Source organism: Novosphingobium sp. B-7 (assembly GCF_000410615.1).
Lineage (GTDB): Bacteria > Pseudomonadota > Alphaproteobacteria > Sphingomonadales > Sphingomonadaceae > Novosphingobium > Novosphingobium capsulatum.
Genome location: NZ_KE148326.1, coordinates 34,839 through 44,814, shown reverse-complemented (window position 1 = coordinate 44,814; position 9,976 = coordinate 34,839). Strand labels below are relative to the sequence as shown.

Here is a 9,976-nt window from a genome sequence, read left to right as displayed (position 1 = left end):
CATGGCGGCAAGGCCGATCGCGCCGGCCAGGATCAGGGCGAGCGCCAGCGGCCCGGCATTGCGCCACCAGCCCGGCCGGGCGGGCACCAGCCGCCGCGTGATCCAGGGCAGCAACAGCAGGGCGCCGAGGATAAAGATCACGTCGCCACGCGGCACCAGCGCCCACCAGTCCAGCCCGATTTCCACCAGTGCCCAAGCCAGCGTGGCCACCACCAGCGCGGCATAGAGGTGCAGCGCCGCCACCTGGCGCCGCCACAGCAGCACGGCGCAGGCGATAAGGGCCAGCCCCGCCGGGGCATAGAACCAGCTGCCGCCTTCGATCGCGAGCCACAATCCCCCGCCCAATAGCACCAAGCCGCACAGGGCCAGGACGATCGCCATGATCGCCAGGAGCTTGGAAGTCTTGGCCATTGCTGCTGTTTCCCTGTCTTCGCCGGTGGTTATGGGGCGCCAGGAGAGAACTCGTATTTGCACCCATTTATCCCTCAATTCCGCCACTTTTTTTGGCAGCGATCTTCTGCATGGTACCCTAAGCGATACCCTCAAAATTTTCTTGGGGAGGTTTGAGTTCTTGGTGCCATCGAATCACCCCGCCGAGGGCGCGGCGTAACTATTACGGAGTCCGGACCGTGAAGATACAGTTGTAGGATAGTGGCGCCGGAACGTGGGGCCGCTGCATCATCGAATATGATGGGGCGAGCTACTTTTATACGATTCATCAACGGTTGCACTTACGCTTCTCACGCCGACATCGTGTCAAACGGCGTGCAAATTTGGGTTTGACTCACATTCCGTGCAATTCGGCTCATGTTGGCGCCATAACCCTGGCTTTGAGCAGGTCGATTTTGGCGCGCCCAGTACCATCTGGCGCGTGATGACCTTTAAGCGGTTGACCTTGCCCTCGACCTGACGGCTGGACCGCGGCGTCGAGATCGCGGCGGCCATCGCATCCTTGTCGGCCTCGACGCTAGCGGCGAACGCAGCGAGCTTGGTCTTCGCCGCCATGGCGATCCACGGATCGAGCCGTGCCTTCTCCTTCGAGCGCATCATCGCGTGGAAGCGATCAAGCGCATCGCGTGTGGCGATCAGCGCGGGCACGGCCTTCTCAATCACTGCGTTGATTAGGGCGGCCTGGGCCGAATCGGCATTGCGATCGGTAGTCTGGGATTAGTTCGGCCTATCGGTGACGCGCTTTACATTGAGACGCAAGCTGCAGGCGATGGGCTAAAGAAAGCTGTCCGCCCGTCCCCGTCGCCCTGGGGCCATATCGCCGGCCAACCTACGGAGTCAGCGGCTCGCTGAATGTGTACCGGGGGCAAAGCACGTGCGTGCAACGGAACCGTCAAAACGACAACTGCAGTCTGACGCCATTCCCGCTGATCGGCGCTCGGATCGGCTGTGAATCGACGTTGAGGGCATCGCACCGTCCGAGCAAATCGCGAGGGTGGCCGCCAGCTGGCGTGACATGTCGACAATCCCGTTGACCACAATCCGCCGTTCCACGAGCAAACCTGGTAGCCGCCAGTTCGGCGGCGTGAACAAATTCCACAACCCCTTCGGGGCTGGACCTAAAATCGTCATTTCCGCGTCGGCTCGTCGCACAATATTTCCGATATTGCGCGTCCTCGCCTCCTTGAACTGGCGGTTTTTGCCTCCAGCCGGGCGCTGTGGACAAATTTGAGCCAGTATCTGGTTGTGGCGAGATGGACCATGCCGAGGAAGCTGTTTGCCAGTTGGTCGTATCTGGTGGCGATGGCGCGGTTGATCTTGAGATGGCCGAACATACACTCGATGCGATTGCGCTGCTTGTAGAGCGCCCGATCATATTCGATCTTCACGCGGCGGTTTGACCGGCCGGGGATGACTGCCTTGATCTTTCGCTCGGCGAGATCGGCGCGGATGGCATCGGCGTCATAGCCTTTGTCCGCAAGGAAGGCATCGGGTGCCTGCTCAGGCAGGTCGATCAAATCATCATAGGCCTTGCAATCCGCCGCCTCGCCGCCCGTCAGGTGGAAGGCGACTGGCCGTCCATGGGCATCAGCCAGACAGTGAAGTTTACTGGTGAACCCGCCCCGCGAGCGGCCAAGAGCGCGTCGATGAGTCCCCCCTTTCCGCCCGCTGCCGAAACATGGGCGCGAACGGTGGTGCTGTCGATGCTGTAGTGGCCGCTGTCCGCCATGATCTCGGCCAGCGTCACGGCGACGGCCTCCCAGACCCCGGCCTCGCTCCACCGCCGGAACCGGCTATAGATGGTGTTCCAACTGCCATATTTGGGCGGGACATCGCGCCACGGAGCGCCGCAGCGGAGGCGCCACAGGATGCCATTTATGATGGAGCGGTTCTGCTCGGGCGGCATGCCTCGGCCACGGTTTGCAGGCTCGATGGGCAATAAGCCCTTCAGAACACGCCATTCCGCTTCTGTAAGATCGCCCCTGCTCAAGCCTGCCTCCAAAAAAGCAGCCTTGAATCAAGGCTTGGTGGCAGCGTCAGCTATAGATCCGGTGGCGATAGCGATCCGAACCATATATGCCTGCCATATGGCATCGGACCTCTTCACATTCATCTGCGAATACGAGGGCGGGACATACGTCTCCCAAGTCCTTGCCATCGATCACGAAAAAGCACTGGTCGAATGGGCCACCCTGCTGCGCAAAGAACAGCCGATCGAGGGGGCATCGGATCACATCGCACAAGCCGCCTGCGATGAGTTGTACAGCCATATTGTGCCCCTGACTGGACTAACAGGTGTTTGGTGCTGGAGCGCAACGGTCATGGATGAGCTTGCTCTGGTCAACATCGTCCGTTCAGCGCAACCGTCATAACCGATAGTCCGCTTCAAGCGCCAATTTGTCCACGCCGCCTAATGTCCCATGCTTTTGAGGCAATTGCTGTGCACTCAATGCTGAACCCCAGTGGAGTGGGGTGGATAACGCGCGGAAATGCCAAATTCGAAAGGAATGTGAGCCAGGTCTACCTTTGAACGCCTAGGGACAACCTTGATTGTTACCGATTGGCTACCTTGAGGATTACATTGCGATATTCTGCCGCTCTGGAAAGTCTGCCTGGTTGGCGCGGATGAGCTTTTCCATCGCGATGCCGGCCTCGTCGACCATGCCCGCTGCAACGGCATCGAACAGTTCCCAATGCTCGGCAATCGTATCCCGTGGCTTAGAGCCGCTGTTGCCCTGGAATTCGGTGTACCACAGCACAAAAGTACCGAGGCTGTTGCCGAGGTTGACCAGCGGCGGATTACCCGTCGCCTGCACGATGATGCTGTAGAACCGGCGGTTTGCCGCCTGGCCTTCGTCGGTGGCGAGCGTATGGCGTTCCATCGTCTGGAGCGATTTGCGCATATCGGCGATATGGTCGAGCGTGCGGCGCATCGCGGCCAGGCGCGCCATCGCCGGCTCGATGATCAGGCGCATTTCGAACAGCCCATCCAGCACCGATTCGGAGGCGCCGCCTTCAAACATCCAGGCCATCACGTCGGGATCGAGCATGGCCCAACGCGTGATCGGCAAGACGATCGTTCCCGTGCGTTGGCGGGATTCCACCAAACCCTTGGCGGTGAGAATACGGATCGCCTCGCGATAAGCGCTGCGCGAGACGCTCAACTGCTCGCTCGATTCGATTTCAGTGCTGAGGATATCGCCGGGCTGGTGCCGGCCGGTGACGATCGCGACTCCCAAATCATGGGCTATGCTTTTGTGAAGGCTTGATTTTTTCTTTCGGCCGCCACCTTTCGCCGAAGGACTCGCAGGATGGGCTGCAGCAGTCATATCTTGTTCTTCCAATTTGCGGGGCAGATCATGGAGCCCGACAGCATCGCAATATCAGCAGGCGCGGGTTAGCGGAACCTCATCACGGACTGTCATTACCCTGACAATTCATGCTGCCCTCAACCGTGCAATGCATAGTCACCAAAAGTGCCCCGATGGCAAGCCGTTGAGCGGGCAATTCGATGATTTATAATGCACTGAATCAGAAGGAATTGCACGTTTAGCCTTGGCAGATATCAGGCGATGGCGTGCACCCATGTTCCTTGCAATCGATGTCATTTTATCGCTCGATTGGCTGATATCCGGGAAAAGCTAAATCGAATCGGCTTGAAAAAGCAGACATTATATGGTTAGTCCGCTGCAGCAGGCGCACGAATGCGTCACAATTGGAGCTGGAAATCGCCAGCCCAGGCCGGGAGAGACATCTGATGACCGCTGAAGTATCGCGCCGGAGCATGATTGCAGGCACAGTGGGCGTCGCGGGAATGCTGCCAACCCTGGCTAACGCCGCCACCGAAGTTGTCAAAACCCAGACGAGCGCGAACGGCTTCGTGATCCCGCCCGATGCGCGGCCGCCAAGTTTTGAATTTGCCTTTCAGATCCGGATCGAACTGGGCGAGCGGCTGCGCTATGGGCCGACGTACTGGGGCTTTGATCGTGGCTACGTCGGCGTTCTTGGGGGCACGGTGACGGGGCCGCGTTTTTCCGGAAAAGTCATTCCGCACAGCGGTGGCGATTGGCCGACCATCCGGCCCGACAACAGCGTGCGTTTTGATGCGCGCTACCTGCTCCAGGCAGATGACGGCACTATCGTTGCGCTTCACAACACCGGAATCCGCCACGCCGACAAGGCTGTGCTGGATCGCATGCAGCGGTACGAACACGTCGATCCGTCGGAGTATTACATGGGGCTGACGCCCCGCTTCGAAGCGCCCGAGGGGCCCCATGAATGGCTCAGCCAGACTATCTTCGTGGGCAAGGCGGATCGCGACAAATCGCACTCCATCTTCACCTATTGGGCACTGGTGTGACAGGGCATCGCGTCGGCGCCCGCTCGGTGAGCCGTCCGGAAGCCTGACGCCCATTGGGTTGCTGTAAATTCAATTGTCCGGTTTTTTATAGATGTTCGGCGATTTGCCGATATCCAAATCTCAGAAAGACCGGGCAGGGCCGCCATTCTCGATATTTTCAAGCAACGGATGGCGGGCCGCAAGCCCGATCTAGGAGAGACACGTGCACGACGAACGCACCCTGCCGGTCAGCGAAAAGCCTTGGGTGGCCAGCGATCGCGACGCCTATCCCGATACTGTCCATTTTCGCGGCCTTAACACCCCGGTTGGCATCGAGGCCTCGGTGCCCGGCCTTACTGTGGAAGGGACGCTACCGTCCGGTTTGGAAGGATCGTTTTTCCGGGCCGTGCCAGACCCGGCCCATCCACCGATGTTTGCCGACGACAACATCCTGTCGGGCGATGGCATGATTTCCCGCTTTCGCTTCAGGAAAGGTGCGGTGGATTTCGACATCCGCTACGTCCAGACCGCGCGCTATCTCGCTGAGCAACACGCTGGCCGGGCCTTGTTCGGCGGCTATCGCAATCCGTTCACCGATCACCCCTCGGTGGCCGAAACCGATCGTACCGTCGCGAATACGACGCCGCTGTGGCACGCCGGGCGCCTGTTCATGACCAAGGAGGATGGTCTCCCCTATGAGATCGATCCGGACACGCTGGCCACCAAGGGGGCATGCGATTTCGACGGGGCGTTGCCTTCGCAAACCGTAACGGCGCACTCTCGCGTCGATCCCGAGACCGGCGAATTGTTCCTGTTCGGTTATGAAGCCGATGGCGCCTGCTCGCGCGACGTTTCCTATGCGGTGCTTGACCCGCGCGGGCATCTGATGCGCGAGCAGTGGTTCAAGCAGCCTTATCACGGCATGATCCATGATTTTGCCATCACGCGCAGCCGCGCGATCTTCCCGTTCTTCCCCACTACGACCGATCTCGACCGCTTGCGGGCAGGGGGGCCGAAATGGGCGCACGACCAGAACCTGGAATGCTGCGTGGGGATCATGGGCCGAGACGGCGACGTGGCGGGAATGCGGTGGTTCAAGGGTGCCAAGGGCGCTTCGGCCTTTCACATCATGAATGCCTTTGACGAGGGCGATGTGGTGCACCTGGATCTGTTCGTTTCGGAAACCAATGCGTTTGGCTTTATGCGCGAGGCGGGCGGTATCCATATCGATCAACGCGCCATTCGCGGGGGATTTGAACGCTGGACGTTCGACCTGGCTGGCGAGGGCGAACATTTCACGGTGACGCCGCTCGGGCCGCCCGGAGACATGCCGCGGATTCGCGATGCGGATTGTGGGCGGGACTACAAGACCGGCTGGTATCTCTCGATGAACCCGCAGGGTGGGCCGCCGCTTCCGGGTGGGCCAGTGGGCGCTGCCTTCAATTGCCTGATCCGCATCACGCTGCCGCATGGCGAGATCGACATGCTGGCGCTGCCGCCGGGCCATGCTGTCAGCGAGCCCGTTCACGTTCCGGCGACAGAGCCCAACGGCAGTGACTGGCTGTTGTGCATTGTCGACAAGGCCAATGGCGACGCGGGTTTTCAATCCGAACTGTGGGTGCTCGATGCCGATCGGCCCAGCCGCGGCCCGATCGCCCGGGTGCATGTCCCGCTTCCGTTGCGGGCGCAAGTCCATGGGTGCTGGGTTCCTGCCACTGTCCAAAGCCAAGCCAGTCAAATGACGCGATAACGACCATCGCGTTTTTGTGTCCAAAGATTCAATCGATTGCACGTTTAACGGCAAACAAGGCGGCCAGAACCCGCCATTATTAGGAGGGGAGTTATCATGACCGATAGAATTAACGCTTCGACGTGGCGCAAGACCTGGCTGCTGAAGTCTGCGGCGCTTACCACATTTGCCACTGTGCTTGCTTTCCCGGGCAGCACTTGGGCCCAAACCGCGCAGAGCCCGGCTGAAGAACCGCAAGGCGCTGCGCAAAACACCGCCACCACCGAAGGGGCGATCGGCGAAATCGTCGTTACCGCGCAGTTCCGCGCGCAAAACGTCCAACGCACGCCGCTGGCGATCACGGCCCTTTCGGCCGAGACGATGTCGGCACAGGGCCTGACGAACGTGAGCGACATTGCGGCGCAGGCGCCCAACGTTGTCTTGCAGCCGGCGCAAGCGGGTGCTGGCCCGTCGGTACAATCGTTTATCCGCGGCGTAGGCCAGGTCGATTCCAACCCGGCGGTGTCGCCCGGCGTGGGCACCTATATCGACGACGTCTATTACGGTTCGATCGCCGGGGCGAACTTCGATCTTGTTGACCTTGACCGCGTCGAGGTGTTGCGCGGGCCTCAGGGGACGCTGGCGGGGCAGAACTCCATCGGTGGTTCGGTCAAACTCTATTCCAAGAAGCCGACCGGTGATGGCAGCGGCTATGTTGCGCTGTCCTATGGCCGGTTCAACAATGTGCGGGTCAATGCTGCGGCGGATATCCCGCTGGTCCGCGATCGTCTGTTCATGCGCATCACCGGGGTTTCCGATAGCAAGGATGGCTATGTCACGCGCTATGACTTTGCCTGCACCCATCCCGGCACGGCGGTCCCCTCGTTCGGATCTTCGGGCGATTGCAAGCTGGGCACGCTGGGCGGCAAGTCGGTAACGGCGGGCCGCGTACAGTTGCGTTGGGTTCCCAGCGACACGCTCGAGGTCAATCTGGCCGGCGACTACATCAACGACAATTCGGAAGGCACGCCGCAAACGCTGCTCTATGCGCAGAACCAGGGGCAAACGCCCAAAACGAGCATCAACGGCGTAAGCCTTGGCACCGCCAGCGGCGCATCACAGTTCATCAGCTATTCGCCCTATGGTGCCTATGCCACCGATCCGTACAGCAAGAGCGCCTATGTAAGCTATGCGACGTATTGCGATCCGTCGCCCAGCGACAAGACCGCGGCCTATTGCGTCCAGCCGCGTTCGGCCACGCATGGCGGTGGTGGTTCGCTCACCATCGACTACAAGATCGGCGATCATGTCTCGCTCAAGTCGATCACGGCCTATCGTCGTCAGCGCATGGACTATGTCGATGACAGCGACACCACCCCGATCGGCGGCGCATTGCTGACCAATGCCTTGACCTATCGCGAATTTACCCAGGAACTCCGTCTCAATGCCGGCTTGTTCGACAACCGCATCAACCTGACGCTGGGCGGGTTCTACATGAACGAGAAGACCAAGCTGGATTCGCGCATCGATATCCCACCCTTCGATTTCCTGGGGCGTGATCGCGTGCCCGCCACCACGTATGCTGCGTTCGGCAACATCGACTGGAAAGCGACCGACAAGCTGCAGCTGATCGGTGGCCTGCGCTATTCCAAGCAGGAAAAGACCTTCAACTTCGGGCGCCTTGGCGTGCCGGGGTCGGTCGCTGGCTTCCATCCCGATGGCCCGCCCTATTTCCCGTGCCCGCAGGCAGGCGGAACCGTGGTCAACGTGGCAGTCTGCCCGGTTAACGGTTTGTCGGGCACGTTCAAGGGAGACAACGTCGATTATCGCGTGGCCGCACAGTATCAGTGGACGCCGACGTTCATGACTTATGCTTCGGTCGCAACCGGCTTCAAGGGTGGCGGGGTCAATCCCCGGCCGTACAACCTCTATCAGGTTATCCCGTTCGATCCCGAACGGCTGACCTCGTATGAAATTGGCTTCAAGAGCGACCTGTTCGATCGCCGCCTGCGCGTCAACGCCAGCCTGTTCTACGGCAACTATACCAACCTGCAGCTGCCGGTCAGTTCTTGCCCGGCCAATCCGGCCTATCCGAACGTTCCGTTGGCCAGCTATGCCCAGCCATGCAGCGCCCTGCTCAACGCCGGCAAGGCCCGGACCCAGGGTGGTGAACTCGAAGTGACCGCCCGTCCGATCGACAAGCTCACGCTGCAAGGGACCCTCGGCTATCTCGACATCGGGTTCAAGTCGCTGCAGGCTGCGGCCATCAGCGCGGGGACGACACTCAATTCGCAGTTCCCGCTGGCATCGAAATGGAAGGCTAGCGCAAGCGCCCAATATCGGATCGACACGGAATCTGCCGGAGCGATCACGCCGCGCCTCGACATGACGTACCAGTCGAGTTTCTATACCTCGATCCCCAACACCACCTTCAACAAGGTGCCGGGCTACACCCTGCTCAACGCCTCGCTCGCGTGGGAAGCGCCCGACGGCAAGTGGATGGTGATCGGTAACCTGATGAACCTTACCAACAAGCTGTACTACTATGCGCTGCTCGATGCGCGTGCCGTCAATGGCCTGGTGACCGGCTTCCCGGCCGCACCGCGCCAATGGCGCATCACGGTCAAGCGCTCGTTCTGATCGATCGGATCGGGAGCTTCTCCATCTGGTAGAAGCTCCCGATCTCCTTTCCTGCATCTTCCTGTTTGGATACTCCGATGGCCCTGTCTTCCCTGCTCTTCCTGGCTGCGGCCGCCAGCGCGCCTGCCGCAGTGCCGCCTAGTGTTACGGTAACCCCGCCCGCCGCACCTGTGGTGGTCCTCGCGGCCAAGGATCAGCGGGCTCTGCTCGCCAGTGCCGATCGCAAGCTGGCGGCGAACAAACGCCTGGTGTTTGATATGTATCGGATCGTGCTGCAGGCCGGAGACACCGACCGTGCGCATGAATTCATCGCCACGGACTACATCCAGCATAATCCGAATGCCGCGCAGGGGCTTGCCGGGCTCATCGCCTATGTCAAGGCGACCCGGCCAGTACGGCCGGTGCTCGATCATCTCGAAATCCCGATGATACATATCATAGCAGAGGGCGATTATGTGATGATCGCATTCGCACGGCCAGAAACCGACGCGGCCGGGCAGCGCTATGTCACCACTTGGTTCGATCTGTTCCGCATTGCGCATGGCCGGATCGCCGAACACTGGGACCCGATGCTCCGCAGCGATCGCAAGATCGATCCCAACAAGCAGAAGCTGCCCTGAGCAGCGTATGCGGCATCAGGCGGAGCCAACCGCCCGATGCCGCCCACTTGGCGCTTAAAAGCCCTTGCGCTGCACAGCCCACGCCGGATCGACGCAGAGGCGGCACATCGGGCCCGTGAACGTTCGCCCAGCCGCTGCATTGCCATCGAGCTGCCAATCCAGCCAGTCGAGTGCCACCTGCGCAACGCGCCCGCCATA

Annotated in this window: 7 protein-coding genes and 2 pseudogenes; 5 read left to right on the top strand and 4 right to left on the bottom strand. The window is 60.6% G+C overall.

Going from position 1 to position 9,976, the window contains the following annotated elements; translation table 11 throughout:
• The 3 genes and pseudogenes from H926_RS0110490 to H926_RS32460 all read right to left on the bottom strand — a co-directional run.
• Positions 1–411, bottom strand: a pseudogene (locus tag H926_RS0110490) (hypothetical protein); the annotation flags it as partial.
• Positions 412–756: 345 nt separating this feature from the next.
• Positions 757–1,098: a transposase gene (locus H926_RS26860; RefSeq protein WP_148291708.1), complete on the bottom strand. Its 342-nt coding sequence runs from the start codon at positions 1,096–1,098 to the stop codon at positions 757–759.
• Between the two features lie 479 nt (positions 1,099–1,577).
• Positions 1,578–2,389: pseudogene (locus H926_RS32460) on the bottom strand (IS5 family transposase).
• Positions 2,390–2,537: 148 nt separating this feature from the next.
• Between H926_RS32460 and H926_RS34255 the strand changes: the two are divergent.
• Positions 2,538–2,822, top strand: a complete 285-nt coding sequence (locus H926_RS34255) for a hypothetical protein (RefSeq protein ID WP_022676254.1) — start codon at positions 2,538–2,540, stop codon at positions 2,820–2,822.
• A gap of 204 nt (positions 2,823–3,026) precedes the next feature.
• Here the strand turns inward: H926_RS34255 and H926_RS26850 are convergent, their stop codons facing one another.
• Positions 3,027–3,779, bottom strand: coding sequence for a FadR/GntR family transcriptional regulator (locus H926_RS26850; protein WP_022676253.1), 753 nt, complete (start codon positions 3,777–3,779; stop codon positions 3,027–3,029).
• Between the two features lie 428 nt (positions 3,780–4,207).
• Between H926_RS26850 and H926_RS0110455 the strand changes: the two genes are divergently transcribed.
• The 4 genes from H926_RS0110455 to H926_RS0110440 all read left to right on the top strand — a co-directional run bounded on the left by H926_RS0110455 (position 4,208) and on the right by H926_RS0110440 (position 9,778).
• Positions 4,208–4,810, top strand: a complete 603-nt coding sequence (locus H926_RS0110455) for a DUF3237 domain-containing protein (RefSeq protein ID WP_082209109.1) — start codon at positions 4,208–4,210, stop codon at positions 4,808–4,810.
• A 202-nt stretch (positions 4,811–5,012) separates the two neighbouring features.
• Entirely contained in the window at positions 5,013–6,539 is a 1,527-nt protein-coding gene (locus H926_RS0110450; RefSeq protein WP_022676251.1) for a carotenoid oxygenase family protein, read from the top strand.
• 96 nt (positions 6,540–6,635) lie between these two features.
• A complete protein-coding gene (locus H926_RS0110445; protein WP_022676250.1) occupies positions 6,636–9,158 on the top strand; it encodes a TonB-dependent receptor in 2,523 nt (840 codons plus the stop codon).
• 77 nt (positions 9,159–9,235) lie between these two features.
• A complete protein-coding gene (locus tag H926_RS0110440) occupies positions 9,236–9,778 on the top strand; it encodes a nuclear transport factor 2 family protein (RefSeq protein WP_022676249.1) in 543 nt (180 codons plus the stop codon).
• The last annotated feature ends 198 nt before the right edge of the window (positions 9,779–9,976 follow it).

Coding starts and splice junctions, on each gene's coding strand:
- H926_RS34255 (WP_022676254.1), top strand. CDS start 2,538: ATGGCATCGGACCTCTTCACATTCATCTGCGAATACGAGGGCGGGACA.
- H926_RS26850 (WP_022676253.1), bottom strand. CDS start 3,779: ATGACTGCTGCAGCCCATCCTGCGAGTCCTTCGGCGAAAGGTGGCGGC.
- H926_RS0110455 (WP_082209109.1), top strand. CDS start 4,208: ATGACCGCTGAAGTATCGCGCCGGAGCATGATTGCAGGCACAGTGGGC.
- H926_RS0110445 (WP_022676250.1), top strand. CDS start 6,636: ATGACCGATAGAATTAACGCTTCGACGTGGCGCAAGACCTGGCTGCTG.
- H926_RS0110440 (WP_022676249.1), top strand. CDS start 9,236: ATGGCCCTGTCTTCCCTGCTCTTCCTGGCTGCGGCCGCCAGCGCGCCT.